The sequence below is a fragment of the Anaerococcus obesiensis genome, from assembly GCF_016599815.1.
Classification (GTDB): Bacteria; Bacillota; Clostridia; order Tissierellales; family Peptoniphilaceae; genus Anaerococcus; species Anaerococcus vaginalis.
On the sequence record NZ_CP067016.1, the window covers coordinates 950,505 to 973,975 of the forward strand.

General features: G+C 29.0%; 20 protein-coding genes. 14 read left to right on the forward strand and 6 right to left on the reverse strand.

The genetic code is table 11. The features are described from left to right. Positions 1-4 precede the first annotated feature (4 nt). The 10 genes from rplQ (at position 5) to I6H46_RS04875 (ending at position 14,633) form a co-directional block, all read left to right on the forward strand. Positions 5-346, forward strand: a complete 342-nt coding sequence (gene rplQ / locus I6H46_RS04830) for a 50S ribosomal protein L17 (protein WP_004838127.1) — start codon at positions 5-7, stop codon at positions 344-346. Positions 347-1,128: 782 nt separating this feature from the next. Further along, the gene (locus tag I6H46_RS04835; protein ID WP_019118176.1) at positions 1,129-2,229 is read left to right on the forward strand and encodes a PP2C family protein-serine/threonine phosphatase; all 1,101 of its coding nucleotides are present in this window, start codon (positions 1,129-1,131) and stop codon (positions 2,227-2,229) included. Continuing rightward, positions 2,219-2,860, forward strand: coding sequence for a deoxyribose-phosphate aldolase (gene deoC / locus I6H46_RS04840; RefSeq protein ID WP_019118175.1), 642 nt, complete (start codon positions 2,219-2,221; stop codon positions 2,858-2,860). The genes I6H46_RS04835 and deoC overlap by 11 nt, the downstream gene beginning before the upstream one ends. Continuing rightward, positions 2,861-4,306, forward strand: coding sequence for an alpha-amylase (locus I6H46_RS04845; protein ID WP_019118174.1), 1,446 nt, complete (start codon positions 2,861-2,863; stop codon positions 4,304-4,306). Positions 4,307-4,311: 5 nt separating this feature from the next. Further along, positions 4,312-4,893 (forward strand): ribonuclease H1 domain-containing protein, encoded by a 582-nt coding sequence (locus I6H46_RS04850; protein WP_019118173.1) that lies wholly within the window; start codon positions 4,312-4,314, stop codon positions 4,891-4,893. Positions 4,894-5,016: 123 nt separating this feature from the next. Further along, positions 5,017-6,243: a diphosphate--fructose-6-phosphate 1-phosphotransferase gene (locus tag I6H46_RS04855; protein WP_019118172.1), complete on the forward strand. Its 1,227-nt coding sequence runs from the start codon at positions 5,017-5,019 to the stop codon at positions 6,241-6,243. 168 nt (positions 6,244-6,411) lie between these two features. Beyond that, positions 6,412-6,777, forward strand: coding sequence for a hypothetical protein (locus I6H46_RS04860; RefSeq protein ID WP_200225469.1), 366 nt, complete (start codon positions 6,412-6,414; stop codon positions 6,775-6,777). Further along, a complete protein-coding gene (locus I6H46_RS04865) occupies positions 6,752-8,464 on the forward strand; it encodes a hypothetical protein (protein WP_200225471.1) in 1,713 nt (570 codons plus the stop codon). The genes I6H46_RS04860 and I6H46_RS04865 overlap by 26 nt, the downstream gene beginning before the upstream one ends. Before the next feature lie 341 nt (positions 8,465-8,805). Then, a complete protein-coding gene (locus tag I6H46_RS04870; RefSeq protein ID WP_200225473.1) occupies positions 8,806-11,604 on the forward strand; it encodes an InlB B-repeat-containing protein in 2,799 nt (932 codons plus the stop codon). Further along, positions 11,523-14,633 (forward strand): InlB B-repeat-containing protein, encoded by a 3,111-nt coding sequence (locus I6H46_RS04875; protein ID WP_200225475.1) that lies wholly within the window; start codon positions 11,523-11,525, stop codon positions 14,631-14,633. Before I6H46_RS04870 ends, I6H46_RS04875 begins: the two co-directional genes overlap by 82 nt. Positions 14,634-14,777: 144 nt before the next feature. On the opposite strand, the gene I6H46_RS04880 is transcribed toward I6H46_RS04875, so the two are convergent. The 3 genes from I6H46_RS04880 to I6H46_RS04890 all read right to left on the reverse strand — a co-directional run bounded on the left by I6H46_RS04880 (position 14,778) and on the right by I6H46_RS04890 (position 16,483). Beyond that, the gene (locus tag I6H46_RS04880) at positions 14,778-15,017 is read right to left on the reverse strand and encodes a hypothetical protein (protein ID WP_019118170.1); all 240 of its coding nucleotides are present in this window, start codon (positions 15,015-15,017) and stop codon (positions 14,778-14,780) included. Further along, positions 15,014-15,502, reverse strand: a complete 489-nt coding sequence (locus I6H46_RS04885) for a dihydrofolate reductase (RefSeq protein WP_019118169.1) — start codon at positions 15,500-15,502, stop codon at positions 15,014-15,016. The genes I6H46_RS04880 and I6H46_RS04885 overlap by 4 nt, the downstream gene beginning before the upstream one ends. A 165-nt stretch (positions 15,503-15,667) precedes the next feature. After that, entirely contained in the window at positions 15,668-16,483 is an 816-nt protein-coding gene (locus I6H46_RS04890) for an aggregation-promoting factor C-terminal-like domain-containing protein (protein WP_019118168.1), read from the reverse strand. Between the two features lie 237 nt (positions 16,484-16,720). Here I6H46_RS04890 and hydE point away from each other — a divergent pair, with 237 nt between their 5' ends. Continuing rightward, positions 16,721-17,755: a [FeFe] hydrogenase H-cluster radical SAM maturase HydE gene (gene hydE, locus I6H46_RS04895; RefSeq protein WP_019118167.1), complete on the forward strand. Its 1,035-nt coding sequence runs from the start codon at positions 16,721-16,723 to the stop codon at positions 17,753-17,755. Positions 17,756-17,773: 18 nt separating this feature from the next. Here hydE and I6H46_RS04900 read toward each other — a convergent pair whose 3' ends face one another. Then, on the reverse strand, positions 17,774-18,568 hold the full coding sequence (locus I6H46_RS04900; protein ID WP_200225478.1) for a histidinol-phosphatase HisJ family protein: 795 nt from the start codon (positions 18,566-18,568) through the stop codon (positions 17,774-17,776). A 141-nt stretch (positions 18,569-18,709) separates the two neighbouring features. On the opposite strand from I6H46_RS04900, the gene I6H46_RS04905 reads away from it, so the two are divergent. Together I6H46_RS04905 and I6H46_RS09770 are read left to right on the forward strand one after the other, a co-directional pair. Further along, complete coding sequence (locus I6H46_RS04905) at positions 18,710-19,588, forward strand: hypothetical protein (RefSeq protein WP_234287263.1); 879 nt, start codon at positions 18,710-18,712, stop codon at positions 19,586-19,588. A gap of 105 nt (positions 19,589-19,693) precedes the next feature. Further along, positions 19,694-19,924 carry a hypothetical protein gene (locus I6H46_RS09770; RefSeq protein WP_234287264.1) on the forward strand — a complete coding sequence of 77 codons (231 nt, stop codon included), beginning with the start codon at positions 19,694-19,696 and terminating at the stop codon, positions 19,922-19,924. 47 nt (positions 19,925-19,971) lie between these two features. Here the strand turns inward: I6H46_RS09770 and I6H46_RS04910 are convergent, their stop codons facing one another. Further along, the gene (locus I6H46_RS04910; RefSeq protein WP_019118164.1) at positions 19,972-21,900 is read right to left on the reverse strand and encodes a fructose-bisphosphatase class III; all 1,929 of its coding nucleotides are present in this window, start codon (positions 21,898-21,900) and stop codon (positions 19,972-19,974) included. Positions 21,901-21,987: 87 nt separating this feature from the next. Next, on the reverse strand, positions 21,988-22,617 hold the full coding sequence (locus I6H46_RS04915; protein ID WP_019118163.1) for a hypothetical protein: 630 nt from the start codon (positions 22,615-22,617) through the stop codon (positions 21,988-21,990). Positions 22,618-22,733: 116 nt separating this feature from the next. Between I6H46_RS04915 and I6H46_RS04920 the strand changes: the two genes are divergently transcribed. Beyond that, on the forward strand, positions 22,734-23,246 hold the full coding sequence (locus I6H46_RS04920) for a nitroreductase family protein (RefSeq protein WP_019118162.1): 513 nt from the start codon (positions 22,734-22,736) through the stop codon (positions 23,244-23,246). Positions 23,247-23,471: the final 225 nt, after the last annotated feature.

Genomic DNA, 23,471 nt, shown 5'->3' on the forward strand with positions numbered 1-23,471 from the left:
TATGATGGCTAATAAAAGAAAGCTTGGTAGAAGAACAGATCATAGAAATGCCCTACTTAGAAATCAAGTTACTTCTTTGTTAGACAATGGTAGAATTACTACTACACTAACAAGAGCAAAAGAAACTCAAAAAATGGCTGATCGTATGATTACATTAGGTAAGAAAAATACACTTCACACAAGAAGACAAGCAGCTCAATATATATACAAACCATCTACAGTTCAAAAATTATTTGGCGAAATTGCACCAAAATATGAAGATAGAAACGGTGGATATACTAGAGTATTAAAATTAGGACCAAGAAGAGGCGATGGTTCCGAAAGAGCAATAATAGAACTTGTATAATAAACTTACTCTATAGCATCTTATGAAAATAAGGTGCTTTTTTTGTGGTAATTTTTAATTTTCAAAATAAAATGAAAAATTATAATTTGATTTTTATTTTTGGATAGTAGTCTTCTATTTTAGAATGAAAATTTTTGTGTATTTTAAATTTAATATAAATATTTTATATAGATTAGCAAATGAAATATAGATTCATTATCAACGGGTTTAGATAAGTTAATTTATTTTTATTGTAAAGGATATTTTAAATTAATATAAAAATTTTTAATATAGATTGGCTAATGACATATAGATTCATTATCAACGGAGTTAGATAGGTTTATTTAGATTTTATTGTAAATGAAGTTTTAAAATTTAATTTAGATTTTATTGTAAATGGGTTTTAAAATTTAATTTAGATTTTATTGTAAATGGAGTTTTAAAATTCAGTTTAGATTTTATGTGAAGTTTTCAATGCTTTATTGATATTTTTATAGTATTGCTTTTGAATTTTGTTTTGTATCTGATTTAGAGTTTTATAATGAATTTTGTTTTTTTTGATTTGTATTTTGTATAGAGTTTTATTATCAAATTTGTTTTGTATCTGATTTAGATTTTATTATGAATTTAATTTTTGGATTTAGTTTTTAATTTTGTATTTCTTTTTATCGATATTTTCTTTAAATTTTAGTCTTTATTAATAATTTTTATATTAAAAATTTCATTAGTTTACTTAATTAATTGAAAATATATCTTATAAATGTTACCATAAAAAGAGAATAAATGTTTATAAAGAGGTTCTTATGGGTAAGGCGAATATAGAAAAATTTAGGGATGATAATTTCTATGTCTTAAACTCAATGGATGACTGGGTTAGGATACTTGATAAGTATGGTAGGCTTGTTTTTATTAATGAAAAAATGAAACGAGATATTCATCTTGACAGGTCGCTCATTGAGCAAAATATTGATATAGAAAAACTTAGTGAAAAGGCTGATATTTTTAAAAATACTACAATTGAAGAGGAAAAACTCATTAATGGCAAATATTATTCTATTAAATCTTCTCCCCTTTATAATGACAATGAATTTATGGGAATTATTGAAGTTTATAGGGATATAACTAGCGAATCTAGGATGAAAGTTGATCTTTTTAATGCAAATAGAAAGATGCTTGAAGATATTAGATTTGTTAGAAAAATTCAAGCGAGTATTTTGCCCAAAAATAAAACTTATGGGGATATAAAGCTTGAGGGAAGATATATTCCATCAAATGATCTTTCGGGGGATTTGTTTGATATTATTAAGGTTGATGAAAATAGGTATGCCTTTTATATAGCCGATGTTATGGGTCATGGGGTTAAATCTTCTATTATGACCATGTTTGTAAAATTATCTATAAGCGGAATTTTTGAACGACATAGTGATTATTCTCCAGGTCAAGTTTTGAAAAAACTTAGGGAAAAGTTCGTAAAACTTGATATGAATTCATCCCAGTATTTTACAGTTTGGGTTGGAATTTTTGATAGCCTAAATGATAGCCTTACTTTTTCTAATGCTGGACATAATTGCCCACCTCTTCATCTTATTGAAAATAAAAATCGTGTAAATAAACTTGTTGTTTCTGGTAGGATGATTTCTAATATTATTGAGCAAAATATTTACCAAGAAGTTACTATTAAACTTCATCCTAAAGACAGGATTTTATTTTATACTGATGGTGTTATTGAAAGTAAGGATATTGAAAAAAACGAGTATTCTGTTGAAAGATTGATGGAAAATTTAAAAAATAAAAATAATCTTGATTTTATTTTAGAAGATTTGGAAAAATTTACTTGGGGCGAACAAGATGATGATATTAGTCTTGCCCTAATTGATTATAAAGGAGAAAAAAATGAAAATTAATCAATATATTGACCACACTATATTAAAAGCTGATGCAAGAAAAGATGAAGTTAAAAAGATTGTAGAAGAAACTTTAGAATATAATTTTAAATCTATATGTGTAAATTCTTCTTATGTTGCTATGATTAGAGATATGGATAAGGATATTAGAATCACATCTGTTATTGGTTTTCCTTTGGGGGCAATGACTACAAAGGCTAAGGTTTTTGAAACAGAAGATGCCATTAAAGATGGGGCAGATGAAATTGATATGGTAATTAATGTTGGAAGATTAAAAGATAAAGATTATGCTTACGTTTTGGAAGATATAAAAGAAGTTAAAAAAGCTTGTGGAGATAAAATTTTAAAAGTTATTATTGAAACTTGCCTACTTGATGATGAAGAAAAAATTAAAGTGTGCGAACTTTCCAAAGAAGCTGGTGCAGATTTTGTAAAAACTTCTACAGGATTTTCTACGGGTGGAGCTACAAAAGAAGATGTGGCTCTTATGAGAAAAACTGTTGGAGAAGAAATGGGAGTTAAGGCAAGTGGAGGAATCCATACCTATGATGAGGCAATGGAGATGATAAATGCTGGAGCAAGTAGACTTGGTTGTTCAGCATCAATTGCCATCGTTGAAGGGGAAAAATAAATGAGCGATGTTATGATGCAAGCCTTCGAGTGGGACAGTCCCGCTGACGGAGGCTATTATGCTTTTTTGAAGGAAAATGCAAAAAAAATAAAGGATGCTGGAATTGATGCTCTTTGGCTTCCACCAATGTGTAAGGGTGGAGGCGACCAAGATGTTGGATATGGAATTTATGACTTGTGGGATTTGGGAGAATTTGACCAAAAAGGCACAGTTAGGACAAAATATGGAACAAAAAAAGAACTTCTTGAGGCTATTGATGAACTTCACAAAAATAATATAAAAGTTTATGCAGATGTTGTTTTAAATCACAAGGGAAACGCCGATTTTGAAGAAGAATTTATGGCGAGAATGGTAGATCAAAATAACAGAGAAAAAGACGTATCAGAAGATATGAAAATAAAGGCTTGGACAGGTTTTGATTTTCCTGGAAGAGAAGGTAAATATTCTGATTTCATTTGGCATTATTATCATTTTACAGGCGTTGATTATGATTCAAATACCGACACAAAGGCAATATTTAGAGTCCTTGGCGAAGGAAAATATTGGGACGATGGCGTGAGCGATGAAAAAGGAAATTTCGATTACCTTATGAACGCTGACATAGACCATTCCCATCCGGAAGTAAGAGAAGAAATATTTAAATGGGTCGATTGGTTTATGGAAGAAACTGGAGTTGATGGTTTTAGGTATGATGCATTAAAGCACATTTCTGACGAATTTATTTATGATTTATCAAATCATATTATGGAAAAAAAGAAAGACGATTTTTATCTTTTTGGGGAATATTGGCAATATGACGAAGGTCAAATTGATGGATATTTGGACGATACTGATTGGAAAATAGACTTATTTGATGTGCCACTTCATTTTCACTTTGAACAGGCGAGCAAGTCAAACGGAAATTATGATATGAGAAATATTTTTAACAACACAATTGTCAAAAATCATCCCCTCCAAGCAGTAACCTTTGTCGACAATCACGATTCCCAACCAGGTCAGTCATTGGATTCTTGGGTTGAAGATTGGTTTAAAGAAATCGCCTACTCCTTGATTTTATTTAGAAAAGACGGCTATCCTTGTATTTTTGCAGGAGATTATTATGGACTAAAAGGAGAGGTTAAAAAAGATCCATTAAAAGAAATGATAGATAAGATGCTTGATGTGAGAAAAAAATATGCTTTTGGAGACCAAGATGATTATTTTGATAATCCTCAAGTTGTAGGTTGGGTCAGAAGGACAGATTCTGATACATCTTCCCTTGCAGTTTTGATTTCCATAGGAGATATGGCTGAAAAACAAATGTTTGTAGGCGAAGAAGAAGCTGGAAAAACCTATATAGATTTGTCAGGCAACAACAAAAACGAAGTTACAATCGATGAAAATGGAAACGGAATTTTTAATGTTGGACCTGGCTCAGTTTCATATTGGGCAGCAAAGGAAAATTAAAACAAATGAAATATTACGCAGTAAAAAAAGGCAGAAATCCTGGGATATACACATCCTGGGATTTGTGTTTAAAAGAAGTAAAAGGTTACAAGGGAGCAGTTTACAAGTCTTTTAAGAAAAAAGAAGATGCAGAAGATTTTTTGGAAGATAAAAATATTGAAATAAAAGCAGATAAAGATTCAGTAATAGCCTACATTGATGGTTCTTATTCCAAAAAAGATAAAAAATACGGAGTAGGAATAGTCTACATAACAGACGAAAAAATCGAAGAAATTTATAAAGATTTTGATGATGAATTTCATATCCACAGAAATGTTGCAGGAGAAGTAAAGGCAAGTGTAGGAGCAATCAACAAGGCGATTTCTGAAGGCAAAAAAACAATCTATATCCACTACGATTATCAAGGCATAGAATCTTGGGCAAAAGGAGAGTGGAAAAGAAATAACGAACTTACCCAAAGATACTACGAATTTTTCCAAAAAGCAAAAGAAAAAATTGATGTTCATTTTATAAAAGTAAAGGCGCACTCAAACGACAAATACAACGACATGGCAGACGCCTTGGCAAAAAAATCCTTGGGGATATAAGGATAAAATTTATAATAAATTAAGATAGACAGAAAAGTTAAAAAGCTTTTCTGTTTTATTTTTGCCTTAAAATTTCTAAATAAAATGGTACTATATATAAGGATAAAAATTTAAGGGGGATATATGAATTGTTTAATTGGTCAGTCAGGTGGTCCCACCGCTGTTATTAATTCTTCTTTGGCTGGTGCTATCCAAGCTGGGATTGATTTTGATTTTGAAAATGTATTTGTTTCTTTAAATGGAATTGAAGGGCTTTTAAGTGAAAATATTAAAATAGTTGACAAAGATTTGTTTGAAAAAGAAAAGGCGAACGAAAGGCTAAGAAAAAGACCTTCTTCTATTCTTGGTTCTTGTCGTTTTAAATTAAGTGATGATTTGAAAGATTGGCAATATAAAAAAATCTTTGAAAATTTAAAAAAATATGAGATTTCAACTTTTGTATATATTGGTGGAAATGATTCAATGGATACAGTTATGAAACTCAATTCATACATAGAAAAAAATAAGATTGATTGGGTAAATGTGGTTGGTTGCCCAAAAACAATTGATAATGATTTGTGCGAAATGGACCATTCGCCGGGCTTTGCATCTGCATCAAAATTTGTAAATTCTGCCCTAAGACAAATTAGGCTTGATTGCGATATATATCCAATAAAATCAGTTACCTTTGTGGAAATTATGGGAAGAAATGCAGGCTGGCTTACAGCAACTTCTTATCTTGCAAATTATAAAAGAAAAAAAGATATAGTAAATTTAGTCTATCTTCCAGAAGATAAAAAATTATTAGATGATATAGAAAAAGAAATTAAAGAAAAATTCGAAGAAGATAATAATTTGCTAATAGCAGTTTCAGAAGGCTTTATGGACAAAGATGGAAAACTTTTAAATGAAAAACAAAAATCTTTTGATAAAGGCTTCAATCATCCAATAATTGCAGGCATTGGCTTAAAAATTTCAGATTATATTCACGATAAATTAAAAGTAAAAACTCGTTCGGTTGAATTAAATATTGTCCAAAGAACAAGTTTTCTAATTTCAAAAACCGATTCAGATGAGGCTTACCAATTGGGATATTTGACAATAAAATATGGGAAGGAAAAAACAAATCTAGTTCCAATATTAAAAAGAGAAAATTCTAAGGATTACAAAGTAAAATATTTTACAACAAAACCATCAAATATAGCAAATAAAGAGAAAAAAATCCCACAAGAATGGCTAGAATCACGAGAGATTTTAAAAGAAAAAATTACAAATTACACTCTTCCATTAATAAAAGGAGAAATAGACCAAGAATTTACAGATGGAATTTTTGATTATATAAGATTGGAAGATTTTACAAAAAATAATTAAATAAATTTATAAAAATAAATCAGCATAAGGATATTGATTCTTGTGCTGATTTTTTTTGAGGTAATCTTTTTCGCAAATATGTAAATGTTTTGTAAAAAGACTTTTATTTCATTGATTATTAGTATATAATTGAAGTAATAATATAGTAAAAAAAAGGAGGTATTTTTAGTGAAAAGTAAAAAGAATAAAAAAATTATTTTAACACTATTACTAGCTATTATTTTGCTCGGTACAAATATAGCTTTGGCGTCGTATACAAAACGTGATGACGATAGCGATGATATTTATATCGACAAGATAAATGAATCAATTGTAAAAAAACCTACTGAGCTTGATGAAAGCAAGGATATTGAAGAACAATTAGAAAATCCAAAATATCCTGACATTTACACTTATAGGTGGGATTACAAAATTGGTGTAAAAGAAAATGGTTTAGATAAGGACAAAATAATTTTTCAACCATACATAGCAAGCGTAGGAGAAAATGCAAGCCCAGAAGAAAAGAAAAATGTTGAAAAAAATAAACTTGCCTGAAATAAAAGGCTACGACAAACCAAATGGCATTGATTCCTATGATGTTACTTATGATTTTGTAAAAAAGAATGCCGAAGATACAAAAAAAGCGAGCTTTTTGTTTTATGGAAATCATGATTATAAATATGAACCAAAAGAAGGAAAAATTAAAGTAAAATATCTTTTCCAAAACTTATATGATCATGAAAAATATGAAGATCCAAAAGATGGAGAAAAACCATTAATCAGAGAATATAAGGCAAAAACTGGAGATAAATTTAAAATTCCAGAATTAAATGAAAAAGATAGTGAAAAGTATGCAAAAGGATTTGAACCAGAACAAAACAATCTTGAGGTAACAGTTCCAGAAAATGCAAGTGAAACTCCATTAATTTATCACTACAATAGAAAAACTTTCCAAGTAGATTTTGATTCTGATGGTGGATCTTATGTACCAAATATGACCTTATATTATGGTCAAACTATTCCATATTTTGATTACAAACCAACAAAAAGTACGTCTATATTTAAAGGATGGAAGTCTAATATAGATTTAGAAACTTCTGATGGCAAAAAAATAGAAAAAGGCGATCTTATAGACATGAAAAATTATCCAGATGGTCTAAAAGAGGCAATGCCAGCAGAAAACATCATCTTTACTGCAGTATGGGATGAAAAACCAAAAGCAGATTATAAGATTCAATTTTGGACTCAAAAAGCTGAATCTGATGGCTATGATTTTATTGGAGCAAAAGTAATAAAAGATGCGAAAACAAACTCTCGCCCAGATTTAGATAAAATGTTACCAGAAGGTTTCAAATTCCCTGAAATAGAAAAAGATCTTACAGAAAAGGGAAAAGAAAAAGAACTTAATAAATATTATGTTAGAAATACACAAAAAATAAAAGAAGAAAACACAGAAAATGTTAAAAATGATGATGGAACAAGTGAAGTTCTTGTAAAAAAAGTTCATTCTGATAGCTCAACTACCTATAACATTTACTATGATCGTCAAACATATACAATGCTATTTGAAAAATTCTGTATTGATGAACCTGATGCTGGTTTTCCAGCTAAAGAAGCAAAAATGGTACTTCCTGATGGAAGAAAATATGATTCTACAAAAGAAGTGAACAAACCATATAAATTTACAGCAAAATTTGGCGAGAGAATGACAAAATGGCCTAATGATATGTGGCTTATAGAAAAAGGCGGAATTGACTTTGCTCCAAATCATAGTTTTATAGGATGGCAATTAAATTCAGAAAATAATGGAAATTTAGATCAAGGTTTATATCTTGATACTCCACCATACTGGCTAACATCAAAGGATTTTATAGATAAAGATTTTACAGAATTAGATCCAGCGGTAAGACCTGCAACTCACTCAATTTCAACAGGAGAAAAATTACCTGAAAGAACAATTTCTCTTGGACCTTGTGAAAGTGCAGAGTTCCAATTTGCTATCTACTATATGGAATATTTGTTTGAGGGCTTTGACGGCAAGCTCCACTATAATCCAGATATGTCATATACAAAAATTGACACAAATGTTCCATACCCATATCCTTCTCCAGGCATTGTAGGATTTACACCTAAATATGAGGGAATTGATCCTTATGACGATGTACTTCAACGTCCTGCAAAGAAAAAGGCTATACAGAAAGACTTACAGAATACACTTTTGATGAACTTAAAAATGAATTAGATGAATATGAGAAAGAAAGACCAGAGGATGAAAAGTCCTTCTTTGATCCTATTGGTCAAAATGGAATTAATGGAGTTCCTTTCAAGGATATTGATAAATACCGCTTTGCATTTACTTATGAACGTGAAAAATATACACTATATCTTGATAAAGATCCATCAGATGTAAATGCACATGCTGATTTTTCTGGAAAGACATTTTCAAATGGTAAAGATGCGATTATATCTGATGTATATTATGATATACCTCTTAGAAAATTAAATCTTGATGAAGAATATAAGCTTACTGAAGCTGATAAACCTAAAAATCTTCCTGATAATTATGTATTTAAGGGTTGGGCATTGGATGCTCAAGGTAGCAGGCTCATTAAGGATACTATTAAAGAATCTGAAAAGATTGAATCTCAAATTGCTGAAAAATATAAAGAACTTGAAAAAAATTCAAACGACAAAGAAAAGAAATTTAAAATACAAAATGAAATAAAAGAGTTAAAGTCTAAGCTAGATGATGCTGATGCTAATATGCCTAATTATGATGTTGTCCTTTATGCAAAATGGGGCGAACCTGACAAAAATTATAAGGTAAAATTTGATCCAAATGGTGGAGAGATTGATTCTATTGGGCAAAATGATATTGCAACTCACAAAGATGGCGAAAGAATTAAAATATCAACTGAATTTGGAAAAGTTCCATATAAGCTTCCTGAAAAATTTGAAAATGAAGGCAATGTTCAAGTATTTGATGTAGCAAATAGAATGACAATAAAAGCGCCACCAACACCACAAAGAGATGGTTATGATTTCTTGGGTTGGGAGCTTGTAACTTATAATGAAGATGGAAGTGAAGATACTTCTTATAAAGATAAATATGAAGTACCAAGACTTTATTCTTTTGGAAATGAAATTACATCAGATCTTTATCTTAGAGCAATTTGGGCTAAAAATAGTTTAGTTGATGTAAAAGTATACCATCACTTGCTTGATAAAGATTTTAATGAAGTAAAATTAGTTGATGGCGTAATAAAAAATCAAAGAGTTAAAACAAACACTACAGCTTATGGTGTTATGCAAGGTGAAGAATACATCTTGGCTAATGATGATGAGTTTGATAATAAAAATGTAAATGAAGATACAAAAAATGAATATGAAGCTTATAAAAAAGAAACTGAGAGAAAAAATACTTATTATCAAAACCAAGTTGTTCAAGCTGAAAATGATGACAAAAAATCTGATGATAATCAACAACCAATAAAGTTGGAATTTAAAAATCAATTCCACTTCTACTACAGACCTTATCGTTATAGAAAATATACAGTAAATTATCTACTAGCAAAAGATGGACAAGATAAGTTTGAAGCAGTTGGAAGTCAAGGGGACAAATTTGAAAATGTAATAGAACCTGAAGAAGTTTTGAATGGAAACAGGCACTTTGATTCTGTAAACTATAGAAAAATAAGAGGTTTCAAATTAGTAAGTCCTCCACAAACTCAATTATTCTTTGATATTAACGAAGATACTCACGAATTACTTGGTATTAATGGAGTAAAAACAAAAGATATAAATTTCTATTATAAAGATGTCAGAGTTTTAAAAACAAAAAATCCAAAGACACCAATACCTAAGGGCTATCACAGAGTTACCTTTAAGGCACTTGACAATGGTTCATTTGGAACAGACGAAAATGGCAAGGAAATAAAAGAAATTTATTATGATGTAATAGATGGTTTGAATTTCTCAAATATTCCTGTACCAACAGATGAAGAGAAAAATGGTATAAAAATCACTCCAGCCAAAAATTACAACATTGGTTCATGGAGTGGAAAAAGAGAAGATGGAAAAGAATTAAAAGGTTTACTTGATGAAAATACTCAAATCAAAAAGAGTTATGAATTTGAAATTGACTTTGTAGAAGATAAATATCCAGAAGTAAAACCTATTAAAGTTTTTGAATCATCAAAAGATGATGGCGGAAACTTCATCAATGACTTTATGCCAACAAATGCCCAAATAGAAGAATCTATTAGTGACTTAATGAAACTTGAAAAATATAAAGATTACCAAGTCTTAGAAGAAGATACAATCTATGATAAGGTAAAAGAAAACGAAGATTACAATAATAAGCCAAGTGATGTTAAACCTAATAAAGATTCAATTAAAGTAAGGGTTAATTTCAAAAATGATACTTACAAAGATTTTGATATTCCTGTAGAAATTTACAAAAATATTTATAGGGCATTGGATAGTAAATCTAAACCAAATATAGTTCAAAACGACGAATTTTTGAAAGATTTTGTAAAAGTTGATGTAGTTCCAACAAAGAAGGCTAAAGACAGTCAAATAAAAACTTATTATGTAAATCCAAAAGCTCAAGTAAAAATTCCAGAAAATGATCCAGAAGGAGAAAATGACTGGACATTTGAAAAATGGACTGCTGATTTGGATACATTGGCAGATAAGGATAATTTCCAAATGCCAAATCGTCATATCTTTGAAAAAGAAACTGTGCTTACTGCAAGATATTCAAAAACACCAAAAGATATTGTATATCCACCAAGTGCAGAAATGATTACAACTTATGTAGGAAAATATCCAAGTTTAGAAGAATATGAACAAAAAATAAAAGCTGGAAAAATTGGAAACAGTGGAAAAGTTGCGGAAATTGACTCTTATTATCTAATAAAAGATAAAAAACCAGACGTAAGCAAAGAAATTCTAGATCCAGAAAAAGAAATAGAAGATCCAACAGATCCAACAAAGAAAGTTTACAAAAATTACCAAACAATAAAAGTAATCTACAAAACAGGAGAAGTATTCTTAGTTGACGTACCAGTAAGAGTATTAGATACAATCAAAGAAGTACCAGATCCAGATACAATTCCAGGAGAAGACTACAAAGATTACATTCTAGTAACAGTAGATCCAACAGACAAAGCAAAAGATCCAACAAAGAAATACTACAGAGTAAGAAAAAATGTAGAAGTAACAATTCCATCAAATAATCCAGAAGGAATAGAAGTAACAAGTAAAAACGGTGAAAGCCACAGCTACGAATTTACCAAATGGAAAGAAAAGATACAAAACCAAGAAAATGGGAAAAAGGTAAAAAAATCACAGGAAAATTCGAAAAAGACACAGAAATAAAAGCAAAATATAGTCTTAAAGCGTGGCAACAAGAAAAACCAGAGAAAAATATAATACCAAATGATCCAGATAATCCACAAAAAAAACCAAAAGGTTATGTAAGTGTAAAATTCACAAGTGATGAGGGATTAACACTAAGTGGAATTCAAGAATATTTCGTAAAGAAAAACCTTGAAATAACATTGAAAGATATAAAATGGGCACAAATAGAAGAAAAAGTAGGATATAAATTCGATAAATGGGATAAAGAAGAAGATTTAGAAATAAAAGAAGAAGATATAGTTGTAAATGCAACATCAATCCCATTAAAAGATGTAATACCAAAAAAAGATGGCGAAGAACAACCAAAAGGTTACGTAAAAGTAGACTTCAAAACAGACGGAAATGGAACACTAGAAGGAGAAACAACCTACTATGTAAATCCAACCAAAGAAGTAAAACTAAAAGTTCCAGAAACAAAAGCAAAGATAGGCTATCAGTTTAAAGAATGGGACAAAGACGCAACCAAGCCAACAAAATATGAAAAAGATACAACAATCACAGCAAAATTCAAAGTACTAGATGATGTAAGCGAAACACCAATAAAAGATTACGTAAAAGTAATATTCCAAATAAAAGGAGAAGGTGGAAAAATAAAAGAAGGCGAAGTAGAAACCTACTATGTAAATCCAGAAAAGAAAGTCATAGTAACATCGCCAAAGCTAGAAACAGAAATAGGCTATAAATTCAAAGGATGGGATAAAGATACAAGTAAACTAACCCAATATACAGAAAAAGAAACAATAATAACAGGAACATTTGAAAAAATAGCCGACATAATCCCAGAAATTGATGAGGATGGAAAACCAAACGACAAACCAAAAGGCTACGTAGAAGTAATCTTTGAAAAAGGAAAACACGGAGTCTTAGAAGGAATAACAAAATACTACGTTAATCCAACAGCAGGTAAAAAATTAAAAGAAATTAAGCATCCAGAAATCAAAGCAAACAATGGATACGAAAAATACGGATGGGATAAAGACGAAAATACAGAAATAACCAAAAAAATAATCGTCACAGCAAGATATAGCAAAGAACTTACACCATTAGCACAAGAACCAAGTGCAGAAATGATAACAACCTATGTAGGAAAATATCCAAGTTTAGAAGAATATGAACAAAAAATAAAAGCTGGAAAAATTGGAAACAGTGGAAAAGTTGCGGAAATTGACTCTTATTATCTAATAAAAGATAAAAAACCAGACGTAAGCAAAGAAATTCTAGATCCAGAAAAAGAAATAGAAGATCCAACAGATCCAACAAAGAAAGTTTACAAAAATTACCAAACAATAAAAGTAATCTACAAAACAGGAGAAGTATTCTTAGTTGACGTACCAGTAAAAGTATTAGATACAATCAAAGAAGTACCAGATCCAGATACAATTCCAGGAGAAGACTACAAAGATTACATCCTAGTAACAGTAGATCCAACAGACAAAGCAGTAAACAAAGAAAAATCATACTACAGAGTAAGAAGAGATGTAGAAGTAACAATTCCAGAAAAAGATCCAACAGGAATAGAAGTAAAAAGTGAAAAAGATAGCCACAGCTACGAATTTAGTGAATGGAGAGAAAAAGAGGACACCAATCCAAGAAAATGGGAAAAAGGTAAAAAAATCACAGGAAAATTCGAAAAAGACACAGAAATAATAGCGAAATATAGTCTTAAAGCGTGGCAAATAGAAGAAACCAAGAAAAATATTATTCCTGATCCAGAAGAAATACCTGATGGCTATGTAAGCGTAACATTTACGAATGATAATGGTTTGTATTTAGAAGGTACACAAAATTATGCTGTAAAGAAAAATGTAAATGTCAAATTAAGTGATTTGAAATGGCCAAATATTGGAGAACATTTGGGTTATGAATTTGTAAGTTGGGATCAAGAAAAAACTTTAGAAATAAAAGATCAAGATATAGTTGTAAAGGCAAGCTCAAAGGCGATTGATGATGTAATTCCAAATGATGGAAATCATGAAAAGCCAAAAGACTATGTAAAAGTAGATTTTAAAACTGATGGTCATGGAAGTCTAAGTGGACAATTATCATATTTTGTAAATCCTACAAAAGAAGTTACGCTTAATATTCCAGAAGCAAGTCCAAATACTGGATATGAATTTGGAGCGTGGGATCATGATGCAAGTATGCCAAGTGTTTATAGAGTTGATACAACAATTACAGCTTATTTCAACGAACTAAATGATGTAAGTACTGAACCTGTAGAAGGATATGTTGAAGTTTCTTTTGTAACACAAGGCGAAGGTGGCTCAATAATGGATGGACAAATTACAAAATTCTATGTAAATCCAGAAAAAGAAGTTATTCTTCCACCACCAAGTTTAAATGTTGAAATTGGATACCTATTTAATGGTTGGGATTTTGATACAATACAATTTGTTCAATACAAAGAGAATAAAGTAGTTACTGGAACATTTGCTAAACTTCCTGATATAATTCCAGAAGTTGATGGAGATGGTAATATTAATGATAAACCTCATGGATATGTTGAAGTGATTTTTGAAAAAGGAGATCATGGAGATCTTGAAGGAATAACAAAATATTATGTAAATCCAAAAGCTGGAAAAACTTTAGCAGAAATTGCTCATCCAAAAATTGTAGCAAAAACAGATTACAAAGTAAAAGGATGGGATACAGATGATAAGACAGTAATTAATAATAATATAATAGTAACTGCCTTGTATGAAAAAATTGAAAAAGCAGATCCTAAGCCACAAGAACCAACAAATCCACCACAACCATCTAAACCATCAAGCACAGAACCTTCTAAAGAAAAACCAAGTTCTAGCAATGAAAAGGATAAAGATAAAGATGGCAAATTACAAAAAGTAAGTGGAGATGATAAAAAAGGTTCAAATGTTGGAGGTACAAAAATGCCAAAAACAGGAATTGAAAGCAATTTAGGATTCTATTTATCAACAATTGGACTAAGCACAATTGGATTATTTATCCTAAAAAAGAAAAATAAGTAAAATTTTTCCTAACCCTAGCTAAAGCTAGGGTTATTTTTTACAAAAAAATCCAATCTATAAATTTCAATAGGCAATAAGCTTTTGAAAATATAGATTGGATTTTTGTTTTTAAATTATTATTTGTTAATTAGTTAAAAATTAATTTTATAGAAATTCAACTTCTTTTTTATCAGTGATTTTTACAGGGATTCCTACTTGATTTGTTTTGATTTTTTCTTCAAAAGTATTAAAATTATCCCTATATGCCAAAAATCTTTTGAGATTTATCATCGAATCGGTTATATCTATGATTTCACATCCTTGGAAATTTTTTGAATCATTATTGTAATCTTCAATTATTTCAGTGCAATCTGGACAAAGTTTGCTAACAAATATTTCTATCATTTTTTTCTCCTATAAGTTATATAATTAAATTTAAGGTCATTTTCGTAATAATCTTCTGATTTATTTACAATTTCAAAATTTTCGTCTTTATCAAAATTGTGAAGGAAGGTATCAGCGTCTTTTTTTGCATCAATTTTTGTAATAATTGCCTCATCACAAAAATCTAAGAGCAAGTCTACAATTTCTTTTCCGCCGATGACAAAAACTTCTCTATCATTTTTATTCTCTTTTACATATTCCAAAAGATTTTCAATGTCATTAAAAACTAGAGCATCATCAAGTTTTAAATCTTTATTTCTTGTCAAAACTATATTTTCTCTTTTGGGAAGAGCCCCATTCATAGACTTATAAGTTTTTCTTCCCATTATAACTATATTATTTAGGGTAAGGTCTTTGAAATGAGCCAAGTCTTTTTTTAAATGAAAAAGAAGTTTATTATCTTTTCCTATCCCAAAATCTCTATCTACAGCCAAAATTATTTTCATAATTGCTCCTTGTAAATTTATAATCTTCTTTTATTCTATCATTTTTGATAAATAAATTAAATTTTTTAAATTGATATATCAAAAGTGATGGGGAAATGGCAGTAAAAATGTTCACAAAAAAACTTCAAGCAATTAGCTTGAAGTTCTAATTTTTATTATTTAATTTTAGTACCAACCGTTGTTGTTCCAAAATGCTAGGGCGTTATCCCATGAACCGTATCTTTGAGCTACGTATTGGTCTGCAACTCTTTCTTGGTTAGCTGGAGAATAATCTCCGTTTAAGTAGGATGCTGACAATTGATATTTTCCTATATATTGTCCGTTTCTAGCATTGTAAGATCCACCAGATTCTCTTTGAGCTATAATTTGTTTTGCTGATGAATTATTAGCTGTATAATTTTGTGCTGGTGCTTGTGTTTGAGCAGGTGCTTGATAAGATTGAGCTGGTGCTTGGTATGAAGCTTGAGCTTGATAGCTACTTTCTTGACTTTGAACTGGTGCATAATTTTTATTTATAAAATCATTAGAAAGTCCTAGTAAACTATTGTGAATATATCCTTCTTTACCTTCAAAAACTACTTTTACAAATCCATTGTTTGCTGCTGATTTTACTTCAACACTTTCATCTTTTTTAAGAACTTGATAAACTTCTGAATTTAAGTTGTCAGATTTTCTAAAGTTTGCTGGGCTTAAAATTTTAGCTGTTTCTGTAATATTAAACCATTGACCACCAACGTAAGCTTCTTTACCGTTAAATTTGATTTTTAACCAACCATCTGTTGATCCTAGAACTTCATAAGATTTATCATCAGTTATAAGTCCAATTATATTATTTGATTCACTAGCGTCACTTCTTACATTAACAGCATTAGCTTTGCTTGCATCTTTAACTGCAGATGAAGCTTCAGCCTTATTTGATACTGTAAATAATGTTGGTAGTACGATTGCCGCTGCTAGAGCGTATTTTTTAAAATTTGTCATAATGATTACTCCTTTTTTGTGTTTTTTTAATTTATTGTAACTAATTAATAGTTTTTTTATGTTTTTCATTTCTTTTTCGTAACAATAGTTACAAAATAATTACAACTCGTTTTTACAAGCAATATAATATCCAAAGAATGTGTAGAAAATATGTAGAAAAAAATAAATTTTGTTTTCAAGTTTTATAAAAAACTTTTTTTTGTTATAATATAAAAATACGAAAAGGAGTGAATTATAATGGGCTTTGTAAAAGCAGAGAATTTTACTGACCAAGAACTTTTAAATTTTATAAAAGATGAATCATACAACGAATATTTGGCAAAAAAAGCCGACAAGGTAAGACAAGAAATTTATGGCAAAGACGTATATGTAAGAGGTCTAATTGAATTTACAAATTTTTGCAAAAATGATTGTTATTATTGTGGGATTAGAAGATCTAATTCAAGTGTAGAAAGGTACAGACTTTCTTTTGATGAAATTATTACCTGTGCAAAAATTGGTTACAAATTGGGTTATAGAACTTTTGTTCTCCAAGGCGGAGAAGATTTATCTTATAAAGATGAAGATATTTGTAAAATTGTTGAAGAAATTAAAAAAATTCATCCTGATTGTGCTATAACTTTGTCAATCGGGGAAAGGTCAAAAAAATCTTACAAGAAATTTTTTGATGCTGGTGCTGATAGGTTTTTATTAAGAGAAGAAAGTTCAAACAAAGATCATTATTATAAAATCCACCCAAAAGAAATGTCTTTTGAAAATAGGAGAAAGGCTCTTTTTGATTTAAAAGAAATTGGATTTCAAGTTGGGGGAGGTTTTATGGTGGATTCTCCTTATCAAACGGATGAAGATTTGATTTCGGATTTGAGATTTTTGCAAAAATTAAAACCGGATATGATAGGAATAGGCCCTTATTTATCCCAACACGATACTCCATTTAAAAATATGAAAAATGGTTCTTACAAAAAAACTTTAAGACTTATTTCTATTTTAAGATTAATGTTTCCTTATTGTTTGATACCAGCTACAACAGCGCTTGGAACAATAAATCCATTTGGAAGAGAAGAAGGCTTGAAGGCAGGAGCAAATGTCCTAATGCCAAATTTATCTCCAACATCATACAGAGAACTTTATTCCTTATATGATAATAAAATTTGTACGGGCGATGAGGCGGCAGAGTGTAGAAATTGTTTAGAATTAAGAATAAAAAAAGCAGGCTACAAGATAGTAACCCACAGAGGAGATGTGTCTTTTTATAAAAAAATGTATGAATAAAGGCTCTTCGTGAGCCTTTTAAATTTCTATAATTTTTTCTTTTTTATTTTCAAAATAGGAAATGTGGTCAAAGCCCAAATCTTTTAAATGTTTTATTCCATCATTTATTTTATAGGAAATTGTGTCTGGGAAATGGGAATCTGATCCTAAAGTTATAGTTTCTCCTCCTAGATTTTTGTATTTTTCTAAGATTTCATCTTTTGGATTTGCGTAGGACAAATTATTTCTAAATCCTGCTGTATTATATTCGAAAGCTCTATTTGTTTTTATTAATTCTTTTAAAATTTCTTCAATCAAATCTTCATAAAATGAAAAGTCTGGTATTACTGATTTGTCTTGGACATACCTATCAATGTAGTCAATATGACCTAAAACTGAGAAGTTTTTGCAGGATTTTACAGAATCTAGCATATACCTATAATATTTTCTGTAATAATGTTTTGGATTATTTTCTATATTTTTTCTATTTAGCCAAACATCTTTAAATTCTACGGCATGGATTGAGCCTATTACAAAATCAAATGGATTTTCGTCAATAAATTTATCAATTTTATCTGCATTTTCATAAGCCAATCCTATTTCAATTCCTGCCAAAATTTTTATTTGATTTTTATATTTTTCCCTAAGCTTATATATGGTAGAAAAATACTCATCAAGATCAAAGGAAATGTCCCTGTCATTTTGGCAAAAATTATCCAAGTGGTCTGTAAATGCCATTATTTTTATTTTATTTTTTATAGCTGATTTTACATTTTCTTCTGGATTTGTATTTGAATCAAAAGAAAAATGTGAGTGTAAATGTAAGTCTTGCATAATATTCCTTTCTTTTTATTCTTCTTCTTTATATAATAACACAATATTTTTTTATTTTTATGTTAAATTTTATATTCTACTACAATTTTTTTTGAAAATTTGATATAATCATAAATAGAAGTTAAACAGGAGAGGGGAACAATGAAAAAAAGTAAAAAAATATTATTTTTGGCTTTAAGTATGTCTTTGGCATTTTCGCCAATTAATAACGTGATTTCAAATAAGGCAAATGTTGCTTATGCTGAAGAGATGATGAGTGAAACTCCAGAGGAATTTATACAAAAAGCTAAAGACTTTGTAAATTCAGAAGAATTTAAGCAATATACAAAAGAAGGTCAAGACGCATATAAAAAATTAATTGAAGATTTAAAAGTTGAAAATGTAGAAGAGAAAAAAGAAGAAATTTTAAAATCTATTGATAGTATTAAATTACCTTATATAAAAAAACAATACGAAGATTTGAAAAAAGAAGTTTTCAATTTAAAAGCTGAATCTTTGTCTGATGATTTAAAAAATGAACTTAATTCTTACGAAGAAGCTTATGATAGTTATAAAGATTACGAACAAAAAATAAAAAATCTAAAAACTACTAAATTAAATATAGAAAATTACAACAAGGATTTAAAAAAATTCAAGGACATCTTAAAAGACGGTTTAGAAAAATATAAAAACTTTGGCATTGATTTAAAAGCAGAAAAATTAGTTTTGGATGATGCTAATTCAAATCTAGAAAAAGTAGAAAAAGCCATTGAAAGCTTAAATAATAAGGTTAAGGCATATAATGCTAAAACTTTGAAAGAAGAAATTATAGATGGAGAAGGAAAAACAAAAAGTGAGTATTTTTATAAAAAATCAGATGAAAGTTTGAAAAATAATTTCAATCAAAGTCTTGATGCTATAAAGAAAGCTTACAGCAAACTTCAAAATAAAGAAGAAGTTAATAATATTGATGATTTGGTAACTTCTTATAATACAGCCTACAACAATCTTAATGGAGATAAGTTTATGGCTGAACACTAAAAACTTATTGATTATTTTGAAAAAAATAAGGGCAAATTATCTTCATCAAATCAAAAAAAATATGATGATTTAATTAAAGGATTACCAGATAAGGCTGATTCTAATTTGGATAGCATAAAAAAATTAAAAGCTGAAATAGAAAAAGCTATAGAAGAAAATCAACAAAAAGGGAAATTAAGTAAAGTATCAAGGAAAGTTGCAGTTAAAAAACAACCTGCCACGAAGAAAAGCCGTTCCTTTGTAAGAACAGGAGTAAAATCTGTAGGAATTGTTCTTGTAGTTTTAATACTTGCAGGAGCTGGATACTTCTTACTATCAAAGAAAAGTAAAAAATAAAAACAAAAAAATCTTCAAGTAAAACTTGAAGATTTTTTTATTGTTTATTATTTATTTGAAATATTTTTGCCCTTATCTATAACTTCCAATAATTCTTTCAAAACTTCTATCCTTGCTCTTATTTTTTCTCCATCGTCTGTATCTTTTATAAGCATTCTTGGAATAAGTTTTTCTGTTTCGTAAATTTTTGGAGTGTAGGCTCCCATGTTATCTCTAATGTGTGAATATGAAACGTGTTCTGCAAGGGCTACGTGGTGGGAATTATACATCAAAGTGTAGCCAGCGATACCTGTCTTTTTTTGGTAAGGTTTAGAAATTCCGCCGTCAATTACATATAATTTTCCATTTGCTCTTACTGGTTTTTTGCCTTCTTTGACTCTTACTGGAACATGACCGTTTATGATTCTTCTTCTTTCGCATTTTAAATCAAATTCGTCTAAAATTTTATCGCAAATTTCTTCTTTTTTATTTAAATCATAATAGGCATTCATTTCTTCGTATTTTAAATTTTTATCATCTACCAATAAATTTTCAAAATATGAATATTGACTTTTGCCAAAAATTGGAGATTTTTTGCCACAAACCAAGTACCAGCAAATATCTTGAGCAAATACTTTTTTCTTTGAATCATTTGAAAAATAAGCATCTCTTGCAAGCTTATCAAAAATATCAAGCATGGCTTTTCCTTTATAGGATTTGCCATTTATAATTGCTTCTTGGAAATTTCCATCAGAATCCATTGGAATGCAGCCGTGAAATAAAAGTGAGCCGTTGGATTTTTTGTACATTGAACCATTTGTGTACATAAATTTAATGTGCTTATTTAAAAGAAGGTTTTTTGAAAATTCTTTTTGGAGAATATCAATTATAAATTCTTCCTCATAGGTTAATTTGCTTGGATTTTTTGGATCAATAGTTGGGAAATTTGTATCAAGGAGTTTTGCTCCCTTATAGGTCATTTCATCAAAATTAATATGTTTTAATGAATTTCTATCATTCATATTAAAATCTGGATTTCTTTCAAGAAGCAAGCTATCAAGTTTAAACCTAATTACACTCATAGCCTTATACATTTTTGCAGCCACATCTTTATTTACCTTGTCATAAATATTTTCTTCAAAAATTTTCGGCATAAATCTCTCACATGGATCATACCTATAAGTTTTCATCGAAAATTCATAAAGTGGTCTTAAATTTATTCCATAACCTTCTTCAATAAAATCAAAATTATTGTAGGAAAATGCATTGCAAAGGCAAGCTGCAATCAAAGCTTTATTTCCACTAACAGCCCCCATCCAAGCAAGGTCGTGGTTTCCCCATTGAATATCAACATTTGGAAAAGAAATTAATTCATCCATAATAATATGAGGTTCAGGACCCCTGTCGTAAATATCTCCAACTATGTGGAGGCTATCAACAGAAATTCTTTGGATTAGGCTTGATAAAACAATAATAAAATCATCAGCAGCCTTATATTTTATAATATTCTCAATTATCTTTTCATAATATAATTTTTTATTAAATTCAGAATCATTTGTGTACAAAAGTTCATCGATAATTTCCTTGTAATTTGTAGGAAATTTTTCTTTTACTGTATCTTTTGGATATTTTGTAGAAACAAACCTAAACAAATTTACAAGTCTGTGAATATTAATTGTGTACCAATCATCATCAACAATATTTTCTTCCTTTAATCTTACAAGTTCTCTTTCCGGATTATAAATCAAACTTGCCAAATCGTCTTGGTCTTTTTTTATTAAAGTATCGCCAAAATATTGCTTAGTCTTATCTCTAATATTTCCAGCAGCCGACCTTAAAAGATGAATAAAAGCCTTAGCCTCTCCATGAAGATCAGAAAAAAAGTACTCAGTTCCCTTTGGAAGATATAATTTTGCGTTTAAACCAATCAATTCATCAACCAAATGAGTTCTACTTGGATAATTTTCTCTAAGAAGATTTAAATATTTTTCGTTCATAACAAACCCTTTCATAATAATTTCAAAAAAAAGCAAGGCTAACCTTACTTTTTCTCTTTTCTATACCTATATTAAATTCAAAACAACTTACTTATTTTCTGTATCTTCTTTTCTATTACTTACAATATCTTTTTGATTTGTATTTCCCTCATCTTTTTTAACAAAAACTTGAGGATTTTCTTCTATCTTATTTTCTTTGAAATTTTCATCAGAAATTTCAATTTCTTTTTCATCTTCATTTGTTTTTTCAAAAGTTTTATTATCATCAACATTTATTTCATTAGAATTTTCTTCATCATTATAATAAACTTTGCTTTTTTCCTTAAGTCCAATCATAGAGCCAATAATAAGGAAAATATTAAAAAGATAAGATACAATAAAAATTTTATCCCTAAAAAATACTTGGCCGACAATAGAAATAAAAATAAAGAAAAATCCTGTAAAAATATTAAATAAAAAATATTCCCCAAACTTTATAGATTTAAAAATCTTTCTATCTACGGTTGAGATTAATATAAATAATAAAAAAAGCATCACAAACAAAATAGGTTTAATTATTTCAAGTGAAATATTTGAAAAGCCCAACAAATCAAAAATGGCAAAAACATAATTCCTATTTACCAATAAAGAAAACAAACTTGCCAAAAAAAGTGCCAAGCTAATAAACAAATAATAAATTGATGCTAGTCCTAAAAAAAACTTACTAATTTTTTTCATTAAATCCTCCTATTTAAATTAATTATACCACAAATATACAAAATCTACTTATCTATAAAAAACGATTTTTGATAAAAAATTTTATAGTATAATAAAAGAAAAGAAGGGAGATATTTATGGATTTTGACAAGGTAATAGATACAAGAGTTTCAACAAGAAAATATATAGATAAAAAAATTGAAAAAAATAATCTAGAAAAAATTGTAGAAGCAGGAGTAAAAGCCCCAGTTGGAAACAGCTTATACGAAAATATGGCAATAACTGTAATAAGCAATAAGGATTTAATTCAAGAAATTTTAGAAGAAGCTAGAGAAATTGTAAATGATCCAAAAGCAAATCCGATTTATTCAGCTCCATATTTAATAATAATTTCAGCAAAAGAAGGTCACATAACAAGACTTGAAGATACAGCTTGCATTATAGAAAATATGGCACTAAAAGCAACAGATCTTGAAATAGGCTCTTGTTATATAAGAGGAATGTTTGAAAGATTTGATAATAACGCAAAATTTATCAAAAAATTAAATTTAGAAGAAAATTTCTACCCAGTTCATGGTCTTATACTTGGTTATCCAGAAGAAAAATTACAAGGAAAAAATCATAAGATAAAAACAAATTATATAGACTGATTTATTTGACAAATTTACAAAAAAATATATAGTAAGTGAAAATCAAATAGAGATTAAAAAATAATTTGAAAAATCTCCTAAATTATTTGACATTTACTAGCGTGTAGTGATATAATAAACAATTGCTAGAATTCTAATTTAGCGAGATTTTTTATTTATGTAAAAAAGGCTTAGTTTTCTATTTTAAGCCTAGAAATTACATAAAAGGTCATAAGCAAAGTTTTA